We start from the raw sequence: 26,047 nt of genomic DNA, 5'->3' as shown, positions 1-26,047 counted from the left end.
CGGTGCCGCGCGGGGCGCATCGACCGAGACCCGGTGGGTGCGCCGAGCCCGGTCCTGACACCATGGGACCGAGATCACGACACCGTGACACCCTCGGAGGAGTCAGCAACATGAGCACGCACTACGACGTCGTCGTCCTCGGCGCGGGCCCCGGCGGCTACACCGCCGCCGTCCGCTCGGCCCAGCTGGGCCTGAAGGTCGCGGTCATCGAGGCCAAGTACTGGGGCGGCGTCTGCCTCAACGTCGGCTGCATCCCCTCCAAGGCCCTGCTGCGCAACGCCGAGCTCGCCCACATCTTCACCAAGGAGGCCAAGACCTTCGGCATCAAGGTCGAGGGCCAGGTGACCTTCGACTTCGGCGAGGCGTTCCGCCGCAGCCGATCGGTCGCCGACGGCCGGGTCAAGGGCGTCCACTACCTGATGAAGAAGAACGGCATCACCGAGTACGACGGCTGGGGCACCTTCGTCGACGACCACACCCTCCAGGTCGCGCTCAGCGGCGGCGGCTTCGACGTCGTCACCTTCGACCACTGCGTCATCGCCGCCGGCGCCACCACCCGCCTGCTGCCCGGCACCAGCCTGAGCGACCGCGTGGTCACCTACGAGGAGCAGATCCTCACCGAGCAGCTGCCGGAGAGCATCATCATCGCGGGCGCCGGCGCGATCGGCGTCGAGTTCGCCTACGTGCTGCACAACTACGGCGTGAAGGTCACCATCGTCGAGTTCCTGGACCGCGTGGTGCCGCTGGAGGACGTCGAGGTCTCCACCGAACTCGCCAAGCAGTACCGCAAGCTGGGCATCGAGGTGCTGACCTCCACCCGGGTCGAGTCGATCGACGACAGCGACCCGAACGCCAAGGTCCGCGTCACCGTCACCAAGGACGGCGAGCAGAAGGTGCTGGAGGCCGACAAGGTCCTCCAGGCGATCGGCTTCGCGCCGCGCGTCAACGGCTACGGCCTGGAGAACACCGGGGTCAAGCTCACCGACCGCAACGCCATCGCGGTGGACGGCCGCGGCCGCACCAGCGTCGAGCACATCTACGCGATCGGCGACGTGACGGCGAAGCTGATGCTCGCGCACGCCGCCGAGACCATGGCCGTGATCGCCGCCGAGACCATCGGCGGGGCGGAGACCATGGAGGTCGACTTCGCGATGATCCCGCGCGCCACCTACTGCCAGCCGCAGATCGCCTCCTTCGGCTACACCGAGGCGCAGGCCCGCGAGCTCGGGTACGACGTCAAGGTCGCCAAGTTCCCGTTCACCGCCAACGGCAAGGCGCACGGCCTCGGCCACCCGATCGGCTTCGTCAAGGTCATCAGCGACGGCAAGCACGGCGAGCTGCTCGGCGCCCACCTGATCGGCCCCGAGGTCACCGAGCTGCTGCCGGAGCTGACGCTGGCCCAGCAGTGGGACCTCACCGTCCACGAGGTCGCCCGCAACGTGCACGCCCACCCGACCCTGGGCGAGGCGGTCAAGGAGGCCATCCACGGCCTCGCCGGCCACATGATCAACATGTGACGCACCGGTCGCACCGGTCCTGACACCCCGGTCCTGAGACCCCGTCGGGCCCCGTCGAGCAGTCGCTCGGCGGGGCCCGACGGGTTCCGGGGAGGGGGCTCAGGTCCGTCCCGCGATCAGCCCGAGCCGGCCGTCGAAACGCCGGTAGAGCACCCGCCCGCGGCCGTTGACCGGGTCGGCGAAGAACAGGAACGGCAGCTCGGCGCCCACCAGCCGGTCGACCGCCCCCGCCTCGGTCAGCCGGGCGCGCCGTGCGGGCTGAGCGTGATCGGCGCGGTCCGGCGGCCGGGCGGACCGGCGGCGACCGTACGGGCGAGGCGGTAGCCGGTCGGCCCGACCCGGTAGACGACCGCGTCCGTCTCGGTGGCCGGATCGGTGAACAGGTGGATGTCGTAGTCCATCGCGTCCATCGTCCGGGCGGCGGCCTCCGGTGAACACCACACCAGTGCGGGCTCCTTGCGCCGGACCACCCGGGCCGGACGACCGGCCTCACCCGGCGGAACGACCGGGAGGGAGGGGACGGCCGCCGGGCCGGTCGGCCACGGGTGCGGGGCCCAGGCACCGGTGACGGCCCCGATCCTGCCGCGCAACGCCTCGACGACCCGGTCGAGCGAATCGCCCAGCCCGGCCGCGACCTCCTGCACCCGGATCCGCCGGCCGTCCACCTCGGCGTTCACCTGCGCCAGCACACCCCCGGCCACCGCGGCCAGCCTGACCCGCAGGGCCTCCACCAGCGTCCCCACCCCGGGAGCCGCCGCCGCGGCGGCGACCCGGGCCCGTGCTTCGGCCAGGACCTCGCCCGGCAGTCCCTCGCACGCCCCCACCACGACCAACTCGCCCATCACCCAAGCCCTTCCAGTCCCGTCCGGCTCATCCCGCCGACCAGGATCCCCATCCCGGGGCATCCGGGCAAGGGCACAACGACCCCACCCCGCAGGCCCGCCGGGCGCCGGCCCGGGGCCGGAGAGGTCCCGGAGCGGTGGCGGGGCCGGGGCGGTGGCGGGGCCGGGGCGGTCAGTGGAGCTGGGTGCGCAGCCAGCCCTTGACCTCGGGGGTGACCGGGTCGGTGATGTCGGCGAAGTCGTCGTGCTTGGTGAGGAACTTGGCGACGTACGGGCAGATCGGCACGATCCGCTTGCCGGCCGCGCGGACGTCGGTGAGGGCGTCCTGGACGAGGCGGGAGGCGAGGCCCTGGCCGGCGAAGGCCTCGTCGATCTCGGTGTGGTAGAAGACGCGCTGCTCCTCGTGGTCCCGGTACTCGGTGAAGCCGGCGAGGTCGCCGTCCACGAGGATCTCGTACCGGTGCCGCTCGTCCGCGCGCTCGACGACGGTGCTGGTGGGAGTGGTCACGGTGGGGCCCTTCGGTCGTGCGGAGAGTCGCTGAATCGATGAAGTCGATCATGGGCATCCTGCCAGGCCGCCCCCGGCCGGGTCATCCCCCTCCATGCACAGCCCGGGGCTCCGCTCCTGGAACCAAGGGCCCCGCCCGGCGCCGACGCGCGCTCACCGCTCCTGCCGGCCGCGTCTGGCCCGGTCCCCGCTGTCGGGCGGCCCGCGGTGGCCGCGCAGGTCGCGGAGTTCGCCGACGACCGCCCAGGCGACCGACACCACCGGCACCGCCACCACCGCGCCCAGCACGCCGGCCAGGACGGCGCCACCGGTCACCGACAGCGCGATGACCACCGGGTGGAGCCGTACGGACCAGCCGAGCACCAGCGGATGCAGCAGGTGCCCCTCGAGCTGGCCGATGATCACGATCAGGGCGAGCACCAGCAGCGCGATCACCGGGCCGCGCGCCGCCAGGGCGACCACGGCGGCGATCGCCAGGGCGATCGGGGAACCGATCAGCGGCACGAGCGCCGCCACGAACTCCAGCACCGTCAGCGGCAGCACCAGCGGCACCCTCAGCACCGCCAGGGCGATGCCGACCAGCACCGCGTTGGTCCCCGCCACGATCAGCACGCCACGGGTGTAGCCGGAGAAGGTGCGCCAGGCCGCCCGCCCGGCCCGGTCCCAGACCGTACGGCTGCGGGCCGGCAGCTGCCGCTGCGCCCAGGACCACATCCGGTCGCCCGAGTGCAGGAAGAACACCGAGCAGAACACCGCGAGCGCGAGCCCGGTGACCAGCTCGACGGCCCGGCCGGCGCCGCTGAGCGCGGTGCTGATCAGCGTGGACCGGTGCGCGGCGATGAAGTCGCCGATCTTGGCCCGCAGGTCGGTGACCGTGCCGGGACGCAGGTGGAAAGGCGCGCCGGTGAGCCAGTGGTCGATCCGGCCGAGGCCGCCGCGCAGCTCGTTGCCCAGCCGGCTCCACTCGTCGGCGACGGTGGTGCCGACCAGCGTCAGGACGCCGCCGATGACCGCGACGCTGCAGAGGAAGGCGAGCAGGACGGCCAGCGAGCGGGGCATCACCCTGGCCAGCAGGTCCACCGGCGGGCGCAGCACCGAGGTGACGACCAGCGCCACGAACAGCGCGATGACCGGCAGTTCGAGCCGGGCCAGGACGTCGACGGCCAGGTAGGCGCCGACGCCGAGCAGCCCCAGCCGCCAGGTGTACCCGGCGGCGGTCCGCAGCCCGGACGGCACCCGGTCGACGGTGGGCGCCCGGTCACCGGGGCCCGCCGGGCCGGTGCGCCGCTGCGCCACCCGGGGGCGGCGGCTGCCCAGCGGCATGGCCCGTCGGCCCGGCCGGGCGGAACCGGGGCGCTCACGCCCGGGGCGGGGGCTCACCCGCGCCTCGCGCCCCGGCCCCGGCGGTGGGGAACCGCGCGGCCCGCGACGGTGACCCTGCTGTTCATGGAAGCCTCCCGGGTGGAAGTCCTGCACCCAGCCTCTCTCCGGCCGGGGCCCCCGCGCACCCGCCCACCGGTGCGTGTAGCCGCGTCCGGACGGGGCAAACGCGGAGCGTGTCCAGCGGTGCGGCTCCGAGGAGGGGCGGCGCGGGCTGTCCGGGAAAGGCCGACCGTCCGTGTACAAGCGGCCCGGCGCGGGAGGAGAATCGACTACACAGGGTGGGGGAGAGAAGGAGGCGGTCATGAGAAGCCTCACGCGCCGCTACGCGGTGACGCTCCCCGGCCGGATCGGCGGGCACGCTCCACCGGCCGTCGTCGTCGTTCACGAGACGCATGCCGTGGGGCCCGACGGAGGCCTCGTCTGGGAGAGCGCGGACGGTGGACTCCGGGTGGAGATCAGAAACGAGGTGGCCACCGTCCTGGCCGCCCGAGGAACCGGCAGCCGGCACCCGTGCCTGCCGGCCGTACCACTGCCCTGACGGACGGGCGCACGGGCACACGGATGGAGCGGTACACGGCGGAGCGCTACACGGACGGAGCAAGCGGCGGACGCCACGGTCCAGGCCGCGGCGTCCGCCGCCGCGTCCGGGGTGACGGGCACCGGGCCGAGCGCCGTGACCGGTGACGTCACGGACCGCTACCGGGCGGTGGCCGCCAAGGCCTCACGCACGGTGACCAGGCAGGGGTCGCAGTACCGGTCCGGCCCGGCCGGGTCGGCACCGTCCCCCGGCGGGACGACACGCTGGGACGGTTCGAGGAACCGCCCGCACAGCGACGACGACGCGTCGTCCTTCGCCACCACGTGCCACACCACGGCGGGCGGCGACACCGCCGGGTCGTGCTCGGCCCACATCTCGTACACGGCGCTACCTCCGGATCGCAGGGGCTCGGTCAGTCCATGCAACCCCCTGGTCCTCCGAACGGCCACCGGGCCGGACCCGCACGGCTGACGTCGCACCGAAGGAACCCCAGCCGGTGCACGGCTGGGGTTCCTCCGCCCGGGGTGGCGGGTGTCGGGTGGTCGGTCAGCGGACCGGTCGGGTCAGCGCTGCAGGGTGAGCAGGCCCGGCCGCCAGGGCAGCTGGTCGTAGGGGCCGGTGGCGGTGGGGGACTTGCCCTGGTAGAGGAGCTGGAGGTTGCAGGGGTCGATGGTCATGGTCTGGTCGGGGTTGTTGCGGACCAGGTCGCCGTGGCTGATGTCGTTGGTCCAGGTGGCGCCGCTGTTGGCCTTGCCCGCGAAGGGGTTGCTCTCGGTGGCCGCCTGGGGGGTCCAGGAGCCGTTGAGGCTGGTGGCGGTGAACGAGCGGAAGTAGCGCTGCTCGTTCGCCCCCCGGGCCTCGACGATCATGAGGTACTGGTTCTGGTCCTTGACCTTGTAGACCTGGGGTGCCTCGAAGAGGTTCTTCACCGTGTCGCTCATGACCGTCGTGTAGGACGAGCCGAAGTTGCCCGGGAAGTTCCCGATCGGCATGCTCGCCCGGTAGATGCTGCCGTTGTCACCGGCGAAGAACAGGTACATGTTCTGGCCGTCGGCGATCAGGGTCTGGTCGATCGGGGCGGCGTTGGGGATGGAGCCGGTGAACAGCGGCTGCGGCGCGGACCAGCCGTTGGGGTTGGTCGGGTCGCTGGAGGTGCGGTAGATGAACGGCCACTGGCCCCACTGGTACGCCAGCACCCAGATGTTCTTGGGCGCGAAGTAGAACAGCGTGGGCGCCACCGTGGCCTGGCCCATACCGGTCTGCCCGGCCGAGGCCATGTCCGACCAGTTCGAGAACGGGCTGAACATCATCGACCCGTACGACGACCCCGACACGTTCGACGCGTAGACCAGGTGCTTGCCGTTGTAGACCACGTCCGTGAAGTCCTTCACCGACGCCCACCCGTGCGCCGGCTGCGCCAGCACGCCCGAGGAGGACCAGCGGTAGGACGACGGAAGGGCGCACGTGCCGCCCGGCGGGGTCGAGCCGGACAGGCCGGTCCAGTTCTGGTTGCTGCCGCCGTTGCACGTCCAGAGCTCGACCGCCGTGCCGTTGGCCGTACCGGCGCCCGTGACGTCCAGGCACAGTCCGGACTCGACGCCGACCACGGTGCCGTCGGTGTTCACCCGCCACTGCTGGTTCGCGGCGCCGCTGCAGGCCCAGATCTGTACCCGGGTGCCGGCCGTGGTGGCGTGGTTGGGAACGTCCAGGCACTTGTTGCCGTACACGGTCAGCTGGTTGCCGGAGGCCAGCGTCCACAGCTGGTTGGTCCCGCCGGAGCAGTCGTAGATCTGCAGGGACGCGCCGTCGCTCTGGCCGGCGTTCTGCACATCGAGGCACCGGCCGGAACCGACACCGCGCAGGGCGCCGCTGGTGGCAGCCTGGGCCGGGTTGGCGACGAGCATCGCCGCCAACGCCACCACGGCCGCGAGGACGGCGGTGAGCACCGTGGACAGCTGCCTGCGGTGGGAACTTCGTCTGCGCATGGGTACCTCTCTCGGTGAACGTACGGAACTGCCGCACGGCCGTGTGAGCGCTGACATCCGAGCGCTGACAGTCGAGTGCCGCTGCGGGCTCCGTGTCGCGATACTGGGTGGGGTGTCGCATCCCCCGGCGGCTCGCGGGGGTCTTCCGGTGGTACGGAGGGATCCGGCGGAGGCACGTGCCCGTGCCCGTGCCGCTCAGCTCACCTGAAACTCCAGTGCTGGTTGGCGCCGCCGTTGGAGTCCCAGATCTGGACGGGGGTGCCGTTGGCGCTCTGGCTACCGGGGGTCTCCAGGACCTTCCCGCTGGCGACGTTGGTGAGGGTGTAGGAACCGTCGCCGTTCTTGGCGGCCTTCCAGTGCTGGTTGGCGCCGCCGTTGGAGTCCCAGACCTGCACCTTCGTGCCGTTGGCGGTCTGGGTTCCGGGCTCGTCCAGGACCTTCCCGCTGGCGACGTTGGTCAGGGTGTAGGAGCCGTCGTTGTTCTTGACGGCCTTCCACTGCTGGTTGGAGGCGCCGCCGCCGTCCCAGATCTGGAGCGGGGTGCCGTTGCCGTTCTGTCCGGCGGGCTGGTCGAGGACGCGTCCGGCGCCGGCGCCGGTGAGCGTGTAGACGCTCCCGGAGACGATGCCCCCGTCCGGGTTGCCGCCGCTGCCGCCGCCCAGGGCGGTGAGCGCCGCTCCGTAGGCGGCCTTCTTGTTGCCGTTGTTGTCGAAGAGCAGCGGGTTCTCGCCGCCGCGCCAGGAGTCGCTGTCGCGGATGCCCCAGACGGTGATGCCCGTGCAGCGGGCGACGTCGAGGCAGGCCCGGACGGTGTCGGCGTAGGCGGAGGCGGGGGCCTGGGCGATGTCGAGTTCGGTGAGCTGGACGTCCACGCCGAGCGCGGCGAAGCTGGACAGGGTGGTCCGGAAGCTGGCCGGGGCGCCGCCGGAGCCGAAGTGGCTCTGGAAGCCGACGCAGTCGATGGGCACGCCGCGGGCCTTGAAGTCCTTGACCATCCGGTAGACGCCCTGGGTCTTGGCGTCGGACCAGTTCTCGATGTTGTAGTCGTTGTAGCAGAGCTTGGCCGAGGGGTCGACGTTCCGCGCGGTGCGGAAGGCCTCCTCGATGAAGCCGTCGCCCAGCACGTCCTGGAAGACCGAGCTGCGGTGCCGGCCGCTGCCGTCGTCCGCGAAGGCCTCGTTGACGACGTCCCAGGCGTAGATCTTGCCCTTGTAGTGGGACGCCTCCTGGGTGATGTGGTTGTTCATCACGCCGCGCAGGGTGTTGGCGTCGTTGATGGAGCGGACCCAGCCGGGCAGCTGGGAGTGCCAGACCAGGGTGTGGCCGCGCATCTTCTGGCCGTGCGCGGAGGCATGGCCGACGATCGAGTCGGCGGGGCCGAAGTTGAACGACCCCCGGGAGGGTTCGACGGTGTCCCACTTCATCTCGTTCTCGGGAGTGATCATGTTGAACTCCCGGTCGAGGATGCCCGAGTAGGTCGGGTCCCCGAGCCTGCCCGAGGCCACCGCCGTACCGAAGTAGCGGCCGCTGCCGGCCGCCGCCGCACCGAGCGTGGTCGCCCCGGCGCCGTGCGCCGCGGGGATCGCGGTGACCGCGGTGACCGAGCTGACGGCCAGGCACGCGGCCGCGGTCAGGACCTTGCGGGGGCGGATCCTCTTGTTGAGCCATGGCATGACGGATCGTTCTCCTTCTGGGTGGGGGGATGTCTGCGCGGCGGACGGCGACCCGGCGCCTCGTCCTGGCTCCGGGGCCGTCTGTTAGCGCTAACAATTCACGGCGGACGCACGCCCTGCCGGACGGGTTCGGGAGGAACCTCCGGCAGGAGACGCGTGCGGTCAGTACGTCGTGCGGCGGCGGACCGTCAGCTCGCGGTGCAGGAGACCGTCGGCCACGTGGTGCTGCCGTTCTTCATGATGGTCATGCCCCAGTTGTTGCCCGCGCCGTTGGGGGAGGCGACGAGGGTCTGGGCGTCGGGGTAGGACGTGTTGACGTTCCAGGTCGAGCCGACCTTCTCCGGGGAGGGGACCTTCACGGTCACCTTCCAGGCGCTGGATCCGGTGACCGAGACGTTCAGGTTGTAGCGGTCGCTCCACGAGTCGCCGGCCGAGAGCGCCGCCGTGCAACCGCCTCCGCCGCCACCACCGGTGGAGGAGCCCAGCGTGATGTTGGAGCTGCCGCTGCTCTGGTAGCCCTCTGTGGCCATGACCTCGTAGTTCATGGTGCCGAGGTTCATGCCGGACCTGGCCCAGGCGTCGAAGTGGTTGCCGACGGTGATGGTGCCGCCGGTCCGCTTGGCCTGACGGACGCTCCAGTACTGGTTGAAGGTCCTGATGCCCTCGATGGAAGGGGCGTTGTAGCGCGTCGTCTCGTAGATGTCGTAGGTGCCGCCGTCCGTGGTGACGGTGCCCTTGTACGCGCCGGTCGGCTTGTACGAGCCGTAGTTCTCGACGACGTAGTACTCGACGAGCGGATTGGTGCTCCAGCCGTAGAGCGACAGGTACGCGTTGCCGTTGGTGCTCCACGTGCCCGAGTAGGTCACCGGGTTGCGGGACCCGGTGCTCCAGCCCTTGCCGGCGACGAAGTTGCCCGCGTTGCTCCAGGAGGTGCCGTAGTTGCCACCGCCGTTCAGGGACATCGAGGCGGCACCGGAGCCCTCGGTCCAGAACGTGTAGAAGTATCCGCCGTCGGTGCCGGTCTGGTTCGTGGAGATGGTCGCGGCCTCGGCGGTGCCGGGCAGGAGGAGGACGGCCGCGAAGGCCGGCGCGAGGAGGCGCGCTTTGCCGGCGTGTCGCCGGACGCGGCCGGTCGTACGGTTCTTGGGGTGGGAGGAGTTCACGACGGTGATCCGTCCTGCCGAGGGTGGAGGTGGGGATGGGCGCAGCCCTGCGCCACCGATGGCCGCGGAACAAGGGGGGACGGCCGGACGGCGTCGCGAGGCGGTGCACGGGATCGACTCGTCGTCGACGTCGCTGACCCCGACGTCGGTTGGCGAACGCGCCCTGGATCCAAGGCCGTTCGGACTTGTCGACGGCGACAGTGTTGGCCTGGGTCCGACAAGCTGTCAACGCTTTCGGTCGAAAACGCGACAGATTCGCCGGGTCTCGCGCGAGTCTCCGCGGGCAAAGGCCTGGCCGGACGCCGTGCATCCCGAGGCGGGCCCGAGGGCTTGACCAACGCCTTACCGACTCCGGTGGCGGTCGCCCGCGCCGCGGAGCGCAACTCGCGAGGAGATACCGCGAAATTTTCGCGGCCTCAAGCAGACTCCCCGGTGAAAGTTTCGAGAGGTGACGCCTAGGGCCGGGAGCCGGGGCCGAGCCCCGGCTCCGCTCAGCGCGGGGCGGGCGCCACGGTGCTGGAGCGCACCACCAGGGTGGTCGACAGTTCGAGGCGGGTGGGGGTCGCCGGGGCCTCCCCGCCGCGGAGGGCGAGGACCAGACGGGTCGCCTGTTCGGCCATCTGGCGCAGGGGTTGGCGGACGGTGGTCAGCGCGGGGCTGCTCCACTGCGCGATGTCCAGGTCGTCGTAGCCGACGACGGACAGGTCCTCGGGCACGCGCAGGCCGCGCACCCGGGCGGCCTCCATGACTCCGAGCGCCTGCAGGTCGCTGCCGGCGAAGATCGCGGTGGGCCGGTCCGGGAGCTCCAACAGCCGCTTGGCCCGGGTGAATCCGCCCTCGGCGTGGAAGTCGCCGAAGGCGGTCAGCGCGGGGTCGACCCCGAGGCCGGCCATGGACATCGCGGAGCGGTAGCCGTCCAGCCGGGCCAAGGAGCAGAGGGTGTCCTCGGGGCCGGTGACGATGGCGATGCGCCGGTGGCCGAGTTCGATCAGGTGCCGGGTGGCGGCGAGACCGCCGGCCCAGTTGGCCGAGCCCACCGAGGGCACGTCCGGGTCGGGGTTGCCGGCCGGGTCGATGATCACGAACGGTATCGACCGCGCGCGCAGTTGGCGCTTGAGCTCGGGCGGCAGGCTGGAGAAGACCAGCACCACGCCGAGCGGGCGCCGGCGCAGCACCGCGTCGATCCACTCCGGCCCCGGGGCCTGGCGCGAACCGCTGTGGGTGACCACCATCGCCGCCCCGTGCTCGCTCGCCACCGCCTCGACGCCGCGCAGGAGTTCCATCGCCCAGAGGCTGTCGAGCTCGTGGAAGACGATCTCGACGAGGGGCGCCTCACTGCTGCTGCGCGCGGCGCGCCGGTAGTCGTGGTCGCGCAGGACCCGCTCGACCCGGACGCGGGTGGGCGCCGAGACGTCCGTGCGGCCGTTGAGGACTTTCGAAACCGTCGAAACGGAGACCTCGGCCTCGCGCGCGATGTCGGCGAGCGTCACCCGTCCCAGTTCATCGCCCTTTTCCATGGACGCAGCATAGGGCACAGGCGGCGCAAGGGAGTTGGCGCATCACGCTTCAGTAACCCTCGGTGCGAGGGGTTGACCCGAAACATCCTCGCAACCTAGCGTCCCGGCGGGGCAGGGATTTCGTGAAGCGAATCGAAACTTTAGGAGTCCTGATGAAGAGACGCGCTTTCGCCGTTGCACTGGGCCTGACCGTGGCCGTGGTGGGGATGACCGCCTGCGGCAGCGGCGGATCCTCCGCCGGCGGGGACTCCGGCACGATCCACGTCCTGGTCTACGGGGACGCCAGCAACAAGGTCGAGAAGCAGCTGGTCGAGACCTTCAACAAGACCTCCAAGGTCAAGGCCGTGCTGGACACCATCCCCGGCGCGGACTACCAGCCCAAGCTCAACACCATCATCAACACCCCGCAGGCGCCGGACGTCTTCTTCAACTGGGGCGGCGGCAGCATCCAGCCCTACGTGAAGTCCGACCTGCTGCTCCCGCTGGACGACATGATCGCCGCGGACCCGGGGCTGAAGAGCAACTTCCTGCCCTCGGTGTTCAACACCGCGGTCATCGACGGCAAGTCCTACGGCATCCCGATGCGCGGCACCCAGCCCGTGCTGCTGTTCAACAACAAGAAGGTGCTGGCCGACGCGGGCCTGAGCGTCCCGAAGACCTGGGACGACCTGCTCGACGCCGTCCGGGTGCTCAAGGCCAAGGGCGTCACCCCGTTCGCCCTCGGCGGCGGCGACCAGTGGCCGACCCTGATGTGGTACGAGTACGTCTTCGACCGCGTCGCGGGCCCCGAGCTGTTCCAGAAGGCGCTGTCCGGCGACAAGAGCGCCTGGGAGAGCGAGGACGCGAAGAAGGCCCTGGGCATGCTCAAGCAGCTGGTCGACGCCGGGGCGTTCGGCTCGAACTTCGACTCCGTCAAGTTCACCGACGGCGGCTCCCCGGCCCTCCTGGCCAAGGGCAAGGCGGCCTTCGAGCTGATGGGCTCCTGGGAGTACGCCACCCAGCAGGACGCCAGCCCCGACTTCGCCAAGGGCGACCTCGGGTACAGCAGCTTCCCCAGCATCGCCGGCGGCAAGGGCGACCCGGCCAACGTGGTCGGCAACACCAACAACTTCTACTCGGTGCTGAAGAAGAGCAAGCACCCCGAGGCGGCGGCCGCCTTCCTGAAGCTCATGTACTCCGACGAGTTCGTGAAGGCGCAGCTGGCGATCGGCAACCTGCCGACCACCACCGGCACCGAGCAGTTCCTCTCCACCGCGGCCAACCCCGACTACTCGAAGTACCAGTACGACCTGGTCAAGGCCGCCCCGTCGTTCCAGCTGTCCTGGGACCAGGCGTACCCGCCGGCCGCCAACACGCCGATCCACGTCGCCGTCCAGCAGTTCCTCAACGGCAAGCTCGACGTGAACGGCTTCATCAAGGCCATGCAGGCCCTGCCGGCCTCCTGAGGGGAATCGCCATGAGTGCTTCCTCCTTCGTGTCCCGGTCCGGCCGCCGCCCGCGGGCGGGGAGCCGGACCGGCGTCGGGGTGACCCGCCCGGGCCTCGTCTGGGCGGTGCCCGCGACCGTGTTCTTCCTGCTGTTCGCGATCGTGCCGCTGGTGCTGGTGGCGGTGCTCTCCTTCACCAGCTGGAACGGCGTCGACGCCCCCCGGTTCAACGGCCTCGCCAACTGGACCAAGCTGCTGCACGACCCGGTGATGACCCAGAGCATCTGGCTGACCCTGGTGCTCACCGCGGCCGGCGTGGTCGTGCAGACCCCGGTGAGCATCCTGCTGGGTGTGTGGGCGGCCGGTCACCAGCGCAACCGCGCGGTGCTGTCCGCGATCTTCTTCGTCCCCCTGCTGCTGTCCGCGACCGCGGTCTCGGTGGTCTGGCGCGCCATCCTCGACCCCAACTTCGGGGTGCCCTCGCAGCTGGAATGGCTGTTCGGGGACGGCAATCTGATGGGCAGTCAGAGCGGCGGCGTCGCGGTGCTCACCTTCGTCGGCATGTGGCAGTGGACGCCCATGCACGCCCTGCTCTACCAGGGCGGCGCCCGGGCGATCCCGCGGGTGCTCTACCAGGCCGCGTCGATCGACGGCGCGGGCAAGGTGCGGCAGTTCTTCCACATCACCCTGCCGCAGCTGCGCAACACCGCCATCACCTCGGTGATCCTCATGGTGGTCGGCGGGCTCACCACCTTCGACACCGTCCTCATCCTCACCCAGGGCGGCCCCGGTACCGACACCACCAACAGCGCCTACTACATGTACCAACAGGCCTTCAAGAGCTTCGACTTCGGCGCGGGCTCGGCCATCGCCCTGGTCCTCGTGGTGGCCGCCACCCTGATCTCGCTCGCCGTCGTGCGCCTGTCCGGCTACGACAAGATGCGCAGCACCGCGGAGGGACTGTGATACGACGGCGCCCGAACTACCTCGCCGGACTCGGCTCGCTGGTCTGGCTGGCCCTGGTGGGCTTCCCGCTGTACGTCCTGCTGATCGCGACGTTCCGGACCCGCGCCAACTACTCCTCGCAGGGTCCGCTCACCTTTCCCTCGCAGCTGACCCTGCAGAACTACCTCGACGACTTCTCCAACGGCTTCGGCCAGGACTTCCTCAACACGCTCCTGGTCACCGTGAGCGTGGTCGCGATCGTGCTGCTCGTGGTGCCCCCGCTGTCCTACGCGATCGTACGGGCCCGGGGCAGGACCATCGGCACCGTCTTCCGGATCTTCCTGCTGGGGCTGGCGATCCCGGCCCAGGCCGTGATCGTGCCGATGTTCTACGTCATCAGCAAGGCCGGTCTCTACGACCACCTGATCGGCGTCATCCTGCCCACCGCGGCGTTCTGCCTGCCGGTGTGCACGCTGGTCCTCACCGGCGCCATGCGGGACATCACCGGCGAACTCTACGAGGCCATGGCCATGGACGGGGCCTCGCCGTGGCGGGTGTTCTGGCAGCTGGTGCTGCCGCTGTCCCGGGGCGGCCTCTCGTCCGTCGTGGTCTTCGCCGCGCTGCAGGCGTGGAACGGCTTCCTGTTCCCCCTGATCCTCACCCAGTCGGAGAGCACCAAGGTCATCACCCTCGGCCTGTACAACTTCCAGACCGAGCACGGTGTCGACGTGCCCGGCCTGCTCAGCGCCGTCGTGCTGTCGATGCTCCCCGTCTTCATCGTCTACCTGTTCGCCCGACGCGCCTTGGTCCAGGGCCTCATGGGCGTCGGAGGAAAGTGACCGGCAACATGAACCTGGCCGTCCCGTCCACAGACCCGACCAGCCGCTGGCGCGACCGCGCGCTCAGCCCCGAGGAACGCGCGCAGGCCCTGATCGCCGTGATGACGCTGCCGGAGAAACTGGCGCAGCTCGTCGGCGTCTGGGTCGGCGCCTCCGACGAGGGCGGCGACGTCGCCCCGCACCAGCACGACATGGAGGAGCCGCCCGACCTCGACGACCTGCTCCCGTCCGGACTGGGCCAGTTGACCCGGCCCTTCGGCACGGTGCCGGTCGACCCGGCGCTGGGCGCGCTCTCGCTCGCCCGCAGCCAGCAGCGCATCGCCGCCGCCAATCGGTTCGGCATTCCGGCCCTGGCGCACGAGGAGTGCCTGGCCGGCTTCGCCGCCTGGGGCGCCACCGCGTACCCGGTGCCGCTCTCCTGGGGCGCCACCTTCGATCCGGACCTGATCCGGCGGATGGCGGCGGCCATCGGCCGCGACATGCGCGCGGTCGGTGTCCACCAGGGCCTCTCCCCGGTCCTCGACGTCGTCCGCGACGCCCGCTGGGGTCGGGTCGAGGAGACCATCGGCGAAGACCCGTACCTGGTCGGCACGGTGGCCACCGCCTATGTGCAGGGCCTGGAGTCCGCGGGGATCGTGGCCACGCTCAAGCACTTCGCGGGCTACTCGGCCTCGCGCGCCGGACGCAACCTCGCCCCCGTGGGCATGGGCGTCCGCGAGCGTGCCGACGTGATCCTCCCGCCCTTCGAGATGGCGGTGCGCGAGGGCCGGCCTCGCTCGGTCATGCACGCCTACACCGACACCGACGGCGTCCCCTCGGCCGCCGACGAGGCGCTGCTCACCGGGCTGCTGCGGGACACCTGGGGCTTCGAGGGGACGGTGGTCGCCGACTACTTCGGCATCGCCTTCCTCAAGGTGCTGCACGGCGTCGCCGGAGACTGGGCCGAGGCCGCCGCCCTCGCCCTGGCCAGCGGCGTGGACGTGGAGCTGCCGACGGTGAAGACCTTCGGAGAGCCGCTGCTGCGCGCCGTCGAGGACGGGACGGTGCCCGAGGCGCTGGTCGACCGGGCGCTGCGCCGGGTGCTGGTGCAGAAGGCCCAGCTCGGCCTGCTGGACCCGGACTGGGACGCCGTCCCGGCGGCGCTCTCCGGCCGCCGGCTCGACGACCCGCGCGAACTGCGCGGCTCGGTCGACCTGGACGGACCGGAGAACCGCGCCCTGGCCCGGGAGATCGCCGAGCAGGCCGTGGTGCTGCTGCGCAACGACGGCACCCTACCGCTGCGCGACCCGCGCCGGATCGCGCTGATCGGCCCCAACGCCGACACCCCGACGGCGGTGCTCGGCTGCTACGCCTTCCCCGTGCACGTCGGCAGCCAGCACCCCGATGTCCCGGTCGGCATCGAACTGCCCACGCTGAGACAGGCGTTGGCGGCCGAGTTCCCCGGCAGCGAGATCCGGACCGCGGCCGGGGCGAGCGTCGACGGCTCCGACACCTCCGGCTTCGCCGAGGCCGTCGAGGCGGCCCGGTGGGCGGATGTCGTGATCGTCGCCCTCGGCGACCGGGCCGGCCTGTTCGGGCGCGGCACCAGCGGCGAGGGCTGCGACGTGGAGTCCCTGGAACTGCCCGGGGTGCAGCGGCAGTTGCTGGACGCCCTGCTGGACACCGGCAGACGGGTCGTGCCGGTGCTGCTGGCCGGCCGCCCCTACGCGCTGGGACGCGCGGCGACCGAGGCGGCGGCGCTCGTGCAGACCTTCTTCCCCGGCGAGGCCGGCACCGAGGCCGTCGCCGCCGTGCTCAGCGGCCGGACCAACCCCTCGGGCCGACTGCCCGTCAGCATCCCGGCCCGGCCGGGCGTCCAGCCCTCCACCTACCTCGCCGCCCGGCTGGCCGGACCGAGCGAGGTGTCCAGCACCGACCCCACCCCCGCGTTCGGATTCGGGCACGGCATCGGCTACACGGCCTTCGCCTGGACCGACCTGGAGGTGGAGCGGGCCGCCGCCGCGACCGACGGGGCGGTCGGCCTCGCCTTCACCCTGCGGAACACCGGCGACCGGCGCGGCAGCGAGACCGTCCAGCTCTACCTGCACGACCCCGTCGCCAGCGTCGTCCAGCCGGTGCAGCGGCTGATCGGCTACCGGCGGATCACCCTCGACGCGGGCGCGGAGACCCGGGTCCGGATCGGCGTCCCGGCCGACCTCGCCTCCTTCACCGGACGCGACGGCCGACGCGTCGTCGAACCGGGCGAGTTGGAGCTCCGCGTCGCCGCCTCCAGTACCGACGTCCGGCTCACCGCCACCGTCCGACTGGAGGGACCGGTCCGCGTGCTGGACCACACCCGGCGCCTGCACGCGGACTTCCACTCCTCCTGACCCGCCCCCGCGCCGGTCGCCGGCCACGCCCTTCGCGGGGCGCGGCCGGCCGCCGGCGGCCACGGCGGACCGACCCCCCACACCGGTGGTCCTCCTGCCGTGGTGGCACCGGAACCACCTTCAGCCGCACGTCAATCCAGACGGAGAGGTCCTATGTTCCGATCCCGCTCGTTAACGTCCCGCCTCCTGGGCATCCTCGCCGCGGTCGGCCTCGCGGTCGGCCTGAGCCTGCAGGCGGCCCCCCAGGCCGCCGCCGCGTCGCTGACCCAGATCACGAACTTCGGCACCAACCCGACCGGCCTGCAGATGCACCTGTACGTGCCGAACAACGTCAAGGCCAACCCGCCGATCCTGCTGGCCCTGCACGGGTGCCAGGGGACGGGGCCGTACATGTACTCGAGCACCGACTTCGCGTCGCTGGCCGACCGGTACGGGTTCCTCGTCATCTACCCCTCGACGAACCCCAGCGGGAGCTGCTGGGACGTCTCCTCCGACCAGGCGTCGACCCGCAACGGAGGCAGCGACCCGGTCGGGCTGATGTCGATGATCACCTACACGGAGCAGCACTACGGCGGCAACGCCAACGCCGTGTACGTGACCGGGGAGTCGTCGGGCGGGATGATGACGAACATCATGCTCGCCGACTACCCCGACGTCTTCAAGGCGGGCGCGGCGTTCATGGGCGTGCCCTACCACTGCTTCTACACCGGCTCCGTCCGCGGCTGGAACGGCCCGTGCGCCCAGGGGCAGGTCTCCATGACCCCGCGGCAGTGGGGCGGCCTGGTGCGCGGTGCCTATCCCGGCTACACCGGTCCCCGGCCCCGGGTGCAGCTGTGGCACGGGACCGCGGACACCATCCTGAGCCACAACAACCTCGGTGAGGAGATCAAGCAGTGGACCGACGTCCTCGGCGTCAGCCAGACGCCGTCGGCCACGGACACCCCTTCGGCCAACTGGAACCGTACGCGGTACAACAACAGCGCCGGCACCACCCAGGTCGAGGCGTACAGCATCGCCGGGGCCGGGCACCAACTGCCGGTGCAGGGCACCGCGATGGCCGCCACCGCCGTGCACTTCATGGGCCTGGACGCCGGGTCCTCCGGCGGCGGCACGACCGGCGCGCTGCGCGCGGTGGCCGCGGGCAAGTGCCTGACCGACGCCAACACGGCGCCGGGCACGCAGCAGCAGATCTACGGCTGCAACGGCGGCGCCAACCAGACCTGGACCCGTACGGCGTCGAACCAGCTGACCGTGACGGTCGGCGGCAGCACGCTCTGCCTGGACGCCAACGAGCACGGCACCACCGCCGGCACCAAGGCGATCGTCTGGTCCTGCAACGGCCAGCCCAACCAGCAGTGGCAGCTGAACCCGAACGGGACCGTCACCGGGGTGCAGTCGGGGCTCTGCCTGGACGTGGCCGGCCTGGCCACCGCCGACGGCACGCCCGTCCAGCTGTGGACCTGCAGCGGCGGCAGCAACCAGCAGTGGACGCTGGGATGACGGCACGGGCGCGCCGACGGGGAGACGCTCGGTAGTCACGAGCCCCTGCCGCCGCCCGGACCGGCCCCGGAAAGCCGGCTGCCCGCCGCACCGTCACGGTGCGGCGGGCAGCCGGTCGGGGCTGGCGCTCAGGCGCAGTCGGCGCCGTTCAGGGTGAACCGGGCCGGTGCCGTGTTGGCGCCGGAGTACGTCGCCTGGAAGCCGAGGCCGGCACTCGCGCCGGGGGCGAGGGTGCCGTTCCAGCCGGCGTCCCGCGCGGTCACGGCGGCCCCGGACTGGGCGGCCGTGGCGTTCCAGGTGCTGGTGATCCGCTGGTCACCCGGGAAGCTCCAGCCGAGCGTCCAGCCGGAGACGGTGGAGGTGCCGGTGTTCCGCACGGTGACGGTGGCGGTGAACCCGTTGCCCCACGCGTTGTCGACCTTGTACGCCACCGAGCAGGACGCCGGGGGCGGTGTGGTGTCGTCGTCCGCCTCGGTCGCGGTGAAGGTCGCCGTCCGTACGCCCGGACCGCCGACGGTGAACACCGCGCTGCCCGCCACGGTGTCGGCGTCCTGCGCCGCCGACACCGTGACCTGCCGCGGGGTGGCCCAGTCGGCCGGGGTGAAGACCAGCGAGGTGGTGACCGCGGTCAGGTCGGTGTCGCCCGAGGCGCGGGTGACCGTCACCGTGACGTTCTGGGCGGGGGCGGCCGAAAGCCTCACCGCCACCGTCGCGGAGCCGCCCTCGGGGACGGTCACGGCCGTCGGGGCCACCTGCACGGCGGGCACCGCCGGCGCCGGCCGCCGCTCGGCGGCGAACGCCGCCAGCCAGGCCAGCGAGGCGTTCCAGTTGATCGCGACCTCGTTGGTCGAGTACGAGCCGATGTCGTCGACGTAGCAGGCCGCCGGTGCGCAGCCCGCCAGTTGGGCCTTGGCCACCGGGTCCTCCAGGCCGGCGTCCGGGCCGCCTGCGAAGGAGCCGGCCGGCGGGTGCGGCAGCGAGGCGTCGTTCTGGTGTGCCCAGAACCGGTGGTGCTGGTTCTCGGAGGCCCGCTCCCCGTAGCCCGTCACGTAGGAGCGGTCCAGGGCGTTGCGGCCCAGCAGGTAGTCCATCGTCTCCAGCGCGCCGGCCCGGTAGCGCGCGGCGCCGGTCAGCTCGTAGGCGACGGCCATCACCATCGCGTTGTTGGCGACGGAGCTGTTGGAGCCCCAGACGTAGCCGTCGGCGGGGATCGGGGCCGCGTAGCCCTGTCCGGCCATGGTGGAGAGGTAGCCGTCGGCGGCCGCGGTCAACTGGCCGCGCAGCCGGGCCATGTCGTCGGCGGGCAGGGCCACGCCGGGCACGGTGGCGAGGGTGATCCGGCCGAGCGTCGCGGTGCCGCCCCACCAGAACGCGTCGACCGGCTTGGTGTGGTGCGGCGAGGAGGTGACGGCGTCCCGGTACTGCGACTCGCCGGTGGTGGCGAGGAGTTCGGCCGCCGCCCAGTAGAACTCGTCGGAGACGTCGGCGTCCTCGTACGCGCCGCCGCCGGTGTTGTCGGTGGCCAGGGCGAGGACGTTCGGGTTGGCCTTGGCCGCCGCCCAGGCACGGCGGGCCGCGTCCAGGCAGCGGGCGGCGAAGGCGGCGTCGTAGGGCGCGTACACCCGGGCGCACTGGGCCGCGGTGGCGGCCAGGTTGAGCGTGGCGGCCGTCGACGGCTTGTGCAGCTCGCGCTGCTGGTCGTCGAGTTCGGGCCGGGTCGGCAGGCCGGTCCACTGCGCGTCGTGCATCTTGTGGAAGGCCATGCCGGCCAGCGGCTTGCCGTCCGGGACCTGCATCCGCAGCAGGAAGTCCAGTTCCCAGCGGGCCTCGTCCAGCACGTCCGGGATCCCGTTGCCGCGCTCGGGAACGCGCAGCGTGGCGTCGCCGACGGCCGCGTCGCCGCCGGAACGGCGCGCCCGCTCGAAGGAGTTGACCAGCTCCCAGGTGGCGATGCCGCCGTTGACCACGTACTTGCCCTGGTCGCCGGCGTCGTACCAGCCGCCGCGGACGTCCAGCCGGTAGTCGCACACTCCGGTCTGGCACGGCACGCTGGTGTCGCCCTTGTTCGGTGCCACCCCCAGGTGGCCGGCGGGGCGGGCGTACGCGCTGCCCGCCAGCGCCGGGTCGATGGCGATGCCGCTGCGCTGCTGGTAGAAGAACGACATGCTGTCGGCGCGCAGCCCGTCGTACAGCGCGGCCGAGATGGCGAAGGGGTGGCTCGCCCGGCCGTCCACGACCAGGGTGAAGCCGGTGCCGGTGCCGGTGTACCCGCCGAAGTCCGCCAGGTGGGTGGACTGGCCGGACGCCTGGTCGGCGCCGTGCACCGTGGTGGTGCCGGCGGCGACCTGGGCGCCGGAGGCGTCGCGCAGCTGCCAGGCGAGCGGGGCGGTCGCCGAACTGACCACGGTGGCCCGCTTGGGGCCGTCCGGCAGGTAGCCGAGCTGGTTCACACGGACCGGGAAGTCGGAGGCCGGGGCCACCGCGGTGGCGGCCGTGGTGGCGGTGGCCGGGGCGGCCGCGGCGGCGGTGAGCCCGCCGGCGGCCAGGGCCAGGCCGGTCAGCGCGGCGGCCGCGCGGCGGGGCAGCCCGCGGCCGGGGAGGAGGGGAGGCATGGGTGGGAGCCTTCCTTCAGGGGGATGCGGGGGACGGGGTGGGAGCCCGAAATGTGGGAGCGCTCCCATGCCCATGAAGCCAGTCGGGCGGTCGGTGCGTCAAGAGGCGATAAACAAGCGGGAGTTGATGCCATGGACGCAGAAATCCGGCCAATTCCCAATGGTTCGTCAACAGCTGGAGTGGATCGTGGCACGGTGCGTCCGGTCGGTGTGGATCAGGGGTCCGGGTCGGGTGTCCCGGCCGCGCTGACGCTGGTCAAGATTGGATAACGGGCTGGAGTGGGGCTTGTCGGCCCGATTGTTAGCGTTAACAATCTGGTCTCAAGCGAAACACCGTCACCACTCCGCGTTAACACGGACGAGATGGCGCGCCCTCCTCGGGTCGCGCCTCGCACCGTTCGTCTCGCCCGGTCGTCTCGTTCAGCCGTCCGGCTCAGCCGTTCCGCCCCTTTTAGCCTTCGCCCAGTCGTCCCGCCCTGATCCCCGTGAAAGCCGGCCGGTGCCGCCGTCCGTGCGATAGACGATCCCGAGAGGAAGTCCCCATATGTCCAAGAGAGTTGCGGCATCCCTGGTCGCCGGTGCGATGGTCACCGTCCTCACCGCCTGTGGCTCCGGTGGCGGAGGCTCCGCCGACAAGGGCTCCGGCCACAAGCTCGTGGTGGGCTTCTCCCAGGTCGGCGCGGAGAGTGGCTGGCGCACCGCCAACACCAAGTCGATCCAGGAGTCCGCGAAGAAGGCGGGCGTCGAGCTGAAGTTCTCCGACGCGCAGCAGAAGCAGGAGAACCAGATCAAGGCGATCCGCTCGTTCATCCAGCAGAAGGTCGACGTGATCGCCTTCTCGCCGGTGGTGGAGTCGGGTTGGGACACCGTCCTGAAGGAGGCCAAGGACGCGCACATCCCGGTGGTCCTGACCGACCGCGCGGTGGACTCCAAGGACGAGTCGCTCTACGTCTCCTTCCTCGGCTCGGACTTCGTCGAGGAGGGCAAGAAGGCCGGCGACTGGCTGGTCAAGGAGTACGCGAACAACAGTGCCGACGTGAACATCGTCCAGCTGGAGGGCACCACCGGTTCGGCGCCGGCCAACGACCGCAAGTCCGGCTTCGCGGACGCCACCAAGGGTGAGCCCAAGTTCAAGGTGGTCGCCTCGCAGACCGGCGACTTCACCCGCGCCAAGGGCAAGGAGGTCATGCAGGCCTTCCTGAAGTCCCAGCCGAAGATCGACGTGCTGTACGCGCACAACGACGACATGGCGCTCGGCGCGATCCAGGCGATCGAGGAGGCCGGGAAGAAGCCGGGCACCGACATCAAGATCGTCTCCGTGGACGGCGTCAAGGACGCCTTCACCGCGATGAGCCAGGGGAAGATCAACTACGACGTCGAGTGCAACCCGCTGCTCGGCGACCAGCTGATGGACCTGGTGAAGAAGGTCAAGGCGGGTGAGCAGGTGCCGCGGCGGATCAAGACCGAGGAGGGCACCTTCACCCCCGAGCAGGCCACCGCGGCCCTGCCCAACCGCCAGTACTGACCCACCCCGGCCGTGCGGGCCCGCCGCTCCGGCGGTGCGGCCCGCACGGTCCGGCCCGCACGGACCGGACCGGACCGCCCGAGGGCGGGACGCGTCCGGGACACACGAGAGGAGAACCGGGGTGCGGCAGCAACCGGTCCTGGAAGTCCGGGGGATCCGCAAGGAGTTCCCCGGAGTGGTGGCGCTGGACGGGGTCGACTTCCGGCTCTTCCCCGGCGAGGTGCACGCCCTGCTGGGGGAGAACGGCGCCGGCAAGTCCACGCTGATCAAGGTGCTCACCGGGGTCCACCCGGCGGACGGCGGCGAGGTGGTGCTGGCCGGCGACCGGGTGCGGATCGCCGGGCCGCTGCAGGCCCAGCAGGCCGGCATCAGCACGGTGTACCAGGAGGTGAACCTCTGCCCGAACCTGTCGGTCGCGGAGAACATCTTCATCGGGCGGGAACCCCGCCGGTTCGGCCTGATCGACTGGGCCGGGATGCGCCGCCGGGCCGCCGAGCTGGTCCGCGAGCTGGACCTGGACATCGACGTCAGCACGCCGCTGAACAGCCACTCCATCGCCGTCCAGCAGTTGGTGGCCATCGTCCGCGCGGTCGACCTCTCCGCCAAGGTGCTGATCCTGGACGAGCCGACCTCCAGTCTGGACCGCGACGAGGTGCGCCGGCTCTTCGCCGTCATGCGGCGCCTGCGAGACCAGGGCGTGGCGATCCTGTTCGTCACGCACTTCCTCGACCAGATCTACGAGATCTGCGACCGGATGACCGTGCTGCGCAACGGCCGGCTGGAGGGCGAGTACCTGATCAACGAGCTGAACCAGGTCCAACTGGTCTCCCGGATGATCGGCGCCGAGCTCGCCGGACTCGACCGGCTCGGCGGCGGCAAGCGGAGCGAGCGCACCGCACCGGCCGACGGAGCGGTGTTCCTGGAGGCCGACGGGCTGACCCGGCGGGGCGCCGTCGAGCCGTACGACCTGGCCATCCGGTCGGGCGAAGTGATCGGACTGGCCGGGCTGTTGGGCTCCGGACGGACCGAGGCCGCCCGGCTGCTGTTCGGCGCCGACCAGAGCGACGGCGGCACACTGCGGATCGAGGGTGCCGAGACCGCGCTGCGCGGCCCGCGCGACGCGATCGCCCACGGCATCGCCTTCTGCTCCGAGAACCGCAAGACCGAGGGCCTGGTCGGCGAGCTGACCGTCCGCGAGAACATCGTGCTGGCGCTTCAGGCCTCCCGCGGGTGGACGCGCCCGCTGTCGCGCACCGTGCAGGAGCAGTACGCGCTGCGCTGGATCCGCGCCCTGGACATCCGCCCCGGCAACCCCGAGGCACTGGTGCGCAACCTCAGCGGCGGCAATCAGCAGAAGGTGCTGCTCGCCCGCTGGCTGATCACCGACCCCAAGCTGCTGATCCTCGACGAACCCACCCGGGGCATCGACATCGGGGCCAAGGCCGAGATCCAGAAACTGGTGGCGAACCTCGCCGACGACGGGATGGCGGTGCTGTTCATCTCCGCCGAACTGGAGGAGGTGCTGCGGCTCAGCCACCGGGTCGGCGTGCTGCGCGACCACCGGATGGTCGCCCAACTCGACAACGACGGCGAGCTCACCCCGGAGCACGTCATGGCCACCATCGCGAGCGGAGCGGACCGATGAGCACGGCAACGGCAACGGCTGCGAGCCCGGTGAAGGCGGTGATCCGGTCCCGGTTGTTCTGGCCGGCCGCGGTGCTGACCGTGCTCCTGGTGGCCAACCTCGCCTTCACCCCCGACTTCTTCTCCGTCCACCTCCAGGGCGGCCACCTCTACGGCTCCCTGATCGACATCCTGCACTTCGGCGCCCCGCTGATCCTGGTCTCCCTGGGCATGACCCTGGTGATCGCCACCGGCGGCATCGACCTGTCGGTCGGCTCCACCGTCGCGATCTCCGGCGCCCTGGCCTGCCTGCACATCAGCGATTCGTCCGACCCGGGGAGCGTCGGCACCGTGCTGACGGCCCTCGGCATCGCGCTGGGCGCCGCCCTGGTGCTCGGCACGGTCAACGGGGTGCTGGTGGCCAGGGTCGGCGTCCAGCCGATCATCGCCACCCTGATCCTGATGGTCGCCGGACGCGGTGTGGCCCAGCTGATCACCGACGGCCAGATCATCACCGTCACCAGCGACCCGTTCAAGCTGATCGGCGGCGGCTACTGGCTGACCATGCCGTTCGCGATCCTGCTCAGCGCCCTGGTGGTGCTGGCCACCGTGCTGCTGACCCGCTTCACCGCGCTCGGCCTGCTGCTGGAGTCCGTCGGCGGCAACCCGGTGGCCAGCCGGCTGGTGGGCATCCGGGCGATGCGCCTGGTCGGCCTGGTCTACGTGTTCAGCGCGCTGTGCGCGGCGCTGGCCGGGCTGATGGTGTCCTCCAACGTCTCGGCCGCCGACGGCAACAACGCCGGACTGTGGATCGAACTGGATGCCATCCTCGCGGTGGTGCTCGGCGGGACCTCGCTGAACGGCGGCCGGTTCTCGATCGGCGGCACCGTCCTGGGCGCGCTCATCATCCAGACCCTCTCCACCACCGTCTACACCATCGGCATCCCGCCGGAGACCACCCTGGTGTTCAAGGCGTTCGTGGTGATCGCGGTCTGCCTCATCCAGTCGCCCGTCTTCCGCGCCAAGCTCGCCGCCCGCGGCACGCGGACCCGGCGTACCACCCGGTCGCACGCCGCGGGCCCCACCAACCGGGAGGTCGGCGCATGAACGCCAACGCCCTGCTGACCCGCCTGCGCGGCCAGATCCCGCTGCTGGTCACCGCCGTCCTTCTGGTGTCGATGTTCGGCGTCGGCTCGGCTCAGTACGACGGCTTCTTCTCCGGCCAGGTCGTGCTCAACCTGCTGATCGACAACGCCTTCCTGCTGGTCGTCGCGGTCGGCATGACCTTCGTCGTGCTGACCGGCGGCATCGACCTGTCGGTCGGCGCGGTGGTGGCGCTGTCCACCATGGTCTCCGCCTGGCTGGTCGAGCGGCAGGGCTGGCCGCCGCTGCTGGTGATCCCGCTGGTCCTGCTGATGGGCACCGCGGGCGGCTGGCTGATGGGCTGGGTCATCCACGTCTTCGAGATCCAGCCGTTCATCGTCACGCTGGCCGGCATGTTCCTGGCCCGCGGCCTGTGCTACACGATCAGCATCGACTCGATCTCCATCACCGACCCGCAGTACACCGCGATGGCGCAGACCCGGATCCCGCTCGGCAGCCTGTTCGTCTCGCCGAGCGCGGTCATCGCGCTGCTGGTGGTCGCCGTCGGCTTCGTGGTCCTCCACTACACCCGGCTCGGCCGCAACGTGTACGCGCTCGGCGGCAGCGAGCAGTCGGCGCTGTTGATGGGCCTGCCGGTCCAGCGCACCAAGACCACCGTCTACGCGATCAGCGGCTTCTGCTCCGCGCTCGGCGGCGTGCTGCTCACCTTCTACATGCTGTCCGGCTACGGCCTGCACGCGGTGGGCCTGGAACTGGACGCGATCGCCGCGGTCGTCATCGGCGGCACCCTGCTGACCGGCGGCTCCGGCTACCTGCTGGGCACCCTGCTCGGGGTGCTGGTGCTCGGGCTGATCCAGACCGTGATCAGCTTCCAGGGCACCCTCAGCTCCTGGTGGACCCGGATCGTCATCGGCGCCCTGCTGTTCGTCTTCATCGTCCTGCAGCGCCTGATCACCGCCCGCCGGCGCTGAGCGCACC

The 26,047-nt window shown here is 71.3% G+C and carries 20 protein-coding genes; 11 read left to right on the top strand and 9 right to left on the bottom strand.

Going from position 1 to position 26,047, the window contains the following annotated elements:
* The first annotated feature begins 110 nt into the window (after positions 1 to 110).
* Entirely contained in the window at positions 111 to 1,517 is a 1,407-nt protein-coding gene (gene lpdA, locus ACYP53_RS22465) for a dihydrolipoyl dehydrogenase (RefSeq protein ID WP_459648707.1), read from the top strand.
* Between the two features lie 236 nt (positions 1,518 to 1,753).
* Here lpdA and ACYP53_RS22460 read toward each other — a convergent pair whose 3' ends face one another.
* The 3 genes from ACYP53_RS22460 to ACYP53_RS22450 form a co-directional block, all read right to left on the bottom strand.
* Positions 1,754 to 2,359, bottom strand: coding sequence for a sigma 54 modulation/S30EA ribosomal C-terminal domain-containing protein (locus ACYP53_RS22460; protein WP_459648706.1), 606 nt, complete (start codon positions 2,357 to 2,359; stop codon positions 1,754 to 1,756).
* Between the two features lie 172 nt (positions 2,360 to 2,531).
* Positions 2,532 to 2,867 carry a GNAT family N-acetyltransferase gene (locus tag ACYP53_RS22455; protein WP_459648705.1) on the bottom strand — a complete coding sequence of 112 codons (336 nt, stop codon included), beginning with the start codon at positions 2,865 to 2,867 and terminating at the stop codon, positions 2,532 to 2,534.
* Between the two features lie 153 nt (positions 2,868 to 3,020).
* Positions 3,021 to 4,190 carry an AI-2E family transporter gene (locus tag ACYP53_RS22450; protein WP_459648704.1) on the bottom strand — a complete coding sequence of 390 codons (1,170 nt, stop codon included), beginning with the start codon at positions 4,188 to 4,190 and terminating at the stop codon, positions 3,021 to 3,023.
* 361 nt (positions 4,191 to 4,551) lie between these two features.
* On the opposite strand from ACYP53_RS22450, the gene ACYP53_RS22445 reads away from it, so the two are divergent.
* On the top strand, positions 4,552 to 4,788 hold the full coding sequence (locus ACYP53_RS22445; protein WP_189918596.1) for a DUF6296 family protein: 237 nt from the start codon (positions 4,552 to 4,554) through the stop codon (positions 4,786 to 4,788).
* 158 nt (positions 4,789 to 4,946) lie between these two features.
* Here ACYP53_RS22445 and ACYP53_RS22440 read toward each other — a convergent pair whose 3' ends face one another.
* The 5 genes from ACYP53_RS22440 to ACYP53_RS22420 all read right to left on the bottom strand — a co-directional run bounded on the left by ACYP53_RS22440 (position 4,947) and on the right by ACYP53_RS22420 (position 11,126).
* The gene (locus tag ACYP53_RS22440; RefSeq protein ID WP_189918594.1) at positions 4,947 to 5,171 is read right to left on the bottom strand and encodes a hypothetical protein; all 225 of its coding nucleotides are present in this window, start codon (positions 5,169 to 5,171) and stop codon (positions 4,947 to 4,949) included.
* A 180-nt stretch (positions 5,172 to 5,351) separates the two neighbouring features.
* Positions 5,352 to 6,773, bottom strand: coding sequence for a non-reducing end alpha-L-arabinofuranosidase family hydrolase (locus ACYP53_RS22435; protein WP_189918592.1), 1,422 nt, complete (start codon positions 6,771 to 6,773; stop codon positions 5,352 to 5,354).
* Positions 6,774 to 6,973: 200 nt separating this feature from the next.
* The gene (locus ACYP53_RS22430) at positions 6,974 to 8,446 is read right to left on the bottom strand and encodes an endo-1,4-beta-xylanase (RefSeq protein ID WP_459648703.1); all 1,473 of its coding nucleotides are present in this window, start codon (positions 8,444 to 8,446) and stop codon (positions 6,974 to 6,976) included.
* Between the two features lie 188 nt (positions 8,447 to 8,634).
* A complete protein-coding gene (locus ACYP53_RS22425; RefSeq protein WP_459648702.1) occupies positions 8,635 to 9,609 on the bottom strand; it encodes a glycoside hydrolase family 11 protein in 975 nt (324 codons plus the stop codon).
* Between the two features lie 491 nt (positions 9,610 to 10,100).
* A complete protein-coding gene (locus tag ACYP53_RS22420; RefSeq protein WP_189918590.1) occupies positions 10,101 to 11,126 on the bottom strand; it encodes a LacI family DNA-binding transcriptional regulator in 1,026 nt (341 codons plus the stop codon).
* 152 nt (positions 11,127 to 11,278) lie between these two features.
* On the opposite strand from ACYP53_RS22420, the gene ACYP53_RS22415 reads away from it, so the two are divergent.
* From ACYP53_RS22415 to ACYP53_RS22395, 5 genes are all read left to right on the top strand, one after another.
* Positions 11,279 to 12,571, top strand: coding sequence for an ABC transporter substrate-binding protein (locus ACYP53_RS22415; protein ID WP_459648701.1), 1,293 nt, complete (start codon positions 11,279 to 11,281; stop codon positions 12,569 to 12,571).
* An 11-nt stretch (positions 12,572 to 12,582) separates the two neighbouring features.
* Positions 12,583 to 13,518, top strand: coding sequence for a carbohydrate ABC transporter permease (locus ACYP53_RS22410; RefSeq protein ID WP_189918581.1), 936 nt, complete (start codon positions 12,583 to 12,585; stop codon positions 13,516 to 13,518).
* Positions 13,518 to 14,336 carry a carbohydrate ABC transporter permease gene (locus ACYP53_RS22405; RefSeq protein ID WP_189918932.1) on the top strand — a complete coding sequence of 273 codons (819 nt, stop codon included), beginning with the start codon at positions 13,518 to 13,520 and terminating at the stop codon, positions 14,334 to 14,336. Before ACYP53_RS22410 ends, ACYP53_RS22405 begins: the two co-directional genes overlap by 1 nt.
* A complete protein-coding gene (locus ACYP53_RS22400; protein ID WP_459648700.1) occupies positions 14,333 to 16,705 on the top strand; it encodes a beta-xylosidase/alpha-l-arabinosidase in 2,373 nt (790 codons plus the stop codon). The genes ACYP53_RS22405 and ACYP53_RS22400 overlap by 4 nt, the downstream gene beginning before the upstream one ends.
* 153 nt (positions 16,706 to 16,858) lie before the next feature.
* Complete coding sequence (locus ACYP53_RS22395) at positions 16,859 to 18,205, top strand: extracellular catalytic domain type 1 short-chain-length polyhydroxyalkanoate depolymerase (RefSeq protein WP_459648699.1); 1,347 nt, start codon at positions 16,859 to 16,861, stop codon at positions 18,203 to 18,205.
* Positions 18,206 to 18,333: 128 nt separating this feature from the next.
* On the opposite strand, the gene ACYP53_RS22390 is transcribed toward ACYP53_RS22395, so the two are convergent.
* Positions 18,334 to 20,817: a glycoside hydrolase family 9 protein gene (locus ACYP53_RS22390; protein WP_459648698.1), complete on the bottom strand. Its 2,484-nt coding sequence runs from the start codon at positions 20,815 to 20,817 to the stop codon at positions 18,334 to 18,336.
* A 544-nt stretch (positions 20,818 to 21,361) separates the two neighbouring features.
* Here ACYP53_RS22390 and ACYP53_RS22385 point away from each other — a divergent pair.
* The 4 genes from ACYP53_RS22385 (at position 21,362) to yjfF (ending at position 26,040) form a co-directional block, all read left to right on the top strand.
* Complete coding sequence (locus ACYP53_RS22385; protein ID WP_189918575.1) at positions 21,362 to 22,342, top strand: ABC transporter substrate-binding protein; 981 nt, start codon at positions 21,362 to 21,364, stop codon at positions 22,340 to 22,342.
* A gap of 121 nt (positions 22,343 to 22,463) precedes the next feature.
* The gene (locus tag ACYP53_RS22380; protein WP_459648697.1) at positions 22,464 to 23,987 is read left to right on the top strand and encodes a sugar ABC transporter ATP-binding protein; all 1,524 of its coding nucleotides are present in this window, start codon (positions 22,464 to 22,466) and stop codon (positions 23,985 to 23,987) included.
* Positions 23,984 to 25,072 (top strand): ABC transporter permease, encoded by a 1,089-nt coding sequence (locus ACYP53_RS22375; RefSeq protein WP_189918571.1) that lies wholly within the window; start codon positions 23,984 to 23,986, stop codon positions 25,070 to 25,072. The genes ACYP53_RS22380 and ACYP53_RS22375 overlap by 4 nt, the downstream gene beginning before the upstream one ends.
* A complete protein-coding gene (gene yjfF / locus ACYP53_RS22370; protein WP_189918569.1) occupies positions 25,069 to 26,040 on the top strand; it encodes a galactofuranose ABC transporter, permease protein YjfF in 972 nt (323 codons plus the stop codon). Before ACYP53_RS22375 ends, yjfF begins: the two co-directional genes overlap by 4 nt.
* The last annotated feature ends 7 nt before the right edge of the window (positions 26,041 to 26,047 follow it).

It is taken from the genome of Kitasatospora sp. Ki12 (assembly GCF_054601375.1).
Note: the sequence above shows the minus strand (reverse complement) of the source record. Positions and strands in the feature narration are given on the sequence as shown.

Bases quoted from the DNA above. Each gene is read 5' to 3' on its own strand.
- lpdA (WP_459648707.1), top strand. From the start codon at position 111: ATGAGCACGCACTACGACGTCGTCGTCCTCGGCGCGGGCCCCGGCGGC.
- ACYP53_RS22460 (WP_459648706.1), bottom strand. From the start codon at position 2,359: ATGGGCGAGTTGGTCGTGGTGGGGGCGTGCGAGGGACTGCCGGGCGAG.
- ACYP53_RS22450 (WP_459648704.1), bottom strand. From the start codon at position 4,190: ATGCCGCTGGGCAGCCGCCGCCCCCGGGTGGCGCAGCGGCGCACCGGC.
- ACYP53_RS22445 (WP_189918596.1), top strand. From the start codon at position 4,552: ATGAGAAGCCTCACGCGCCGCTACGCGGTGACGCTCCCCGGCCGGATC.
- ACYP53_RS22435 (WP_189918592.1), bottom strand. From the start codon at position 6,773: ATGCGCAGACGAAGTTCCCACCGCAGGCAGCTGTCCACGGTGCTCACC.
- ACYP53_RS22430 (WP_459648703.1), bottom strand. From the start codon at position 8,446: ATGCCATGGCTCAACAAGAGGATCCGCCCCCGCAAGGTCCTGACCGCG.
- ACYP53_RS22420 (WP_189918590.1), bottom strand. From the start codon at position 11,126: ATGGAAAAGGGCGATGAACTGGGACGGGTGACGCTCGCCGACATCGCG.
- ACYP53_RS22415 (WP_459648701.1), top strand. From the start codon at position 11,279: ATGAAGAGACGCGCTTTCGCCGTTGCACTGGGCCTGACCGTGGCCGTG.
- ACYP53_RS22410 (WP_189918581.1), top strand. From the start codon at position 12,583: ATGAGTGCTTCCTCCTTCGTGTCCCGGTCCGGCCGCCGCCCGCGGGCG.
- ACYP53_RS22395 (WP_459648699.1), top strand. From the start codon at position 16,859: ATGTTCCGATCCCGCTCGTTAACGTCCCGCCTCCTGGGCATCCTCGCC.
- ACYP53_RS22390 (WP_459648698.1), bottom strand. From the start codon at position 20,817: ATGCCTCCCCTCCTCCCCGGCCGCGGGCTGCCCCGCCGCGCGGCCGCC.
- ACYP53_RS22385 (WP_189918575.1), top strand. From the start codon at position 21,362: ATGTCCAAGAGAGTTGCGGCATCCCTGGTCGCCGGTGCGATGGTCACC.
- ACYP53_RS22375 (WP_189918571.1), top strand. From the start codon at position 23,984: ATGAGCACGGCAACGGCAACGGCTGCGAGCCCGGTGAAGGCGGTGATC.
- yjfF (WP_189918569.1), top strand. From the start codon at position 25,069: ATGAACGCCAACGCCCTGCTGACCCGCCTGCGCGGCCAGATCCCGCTG.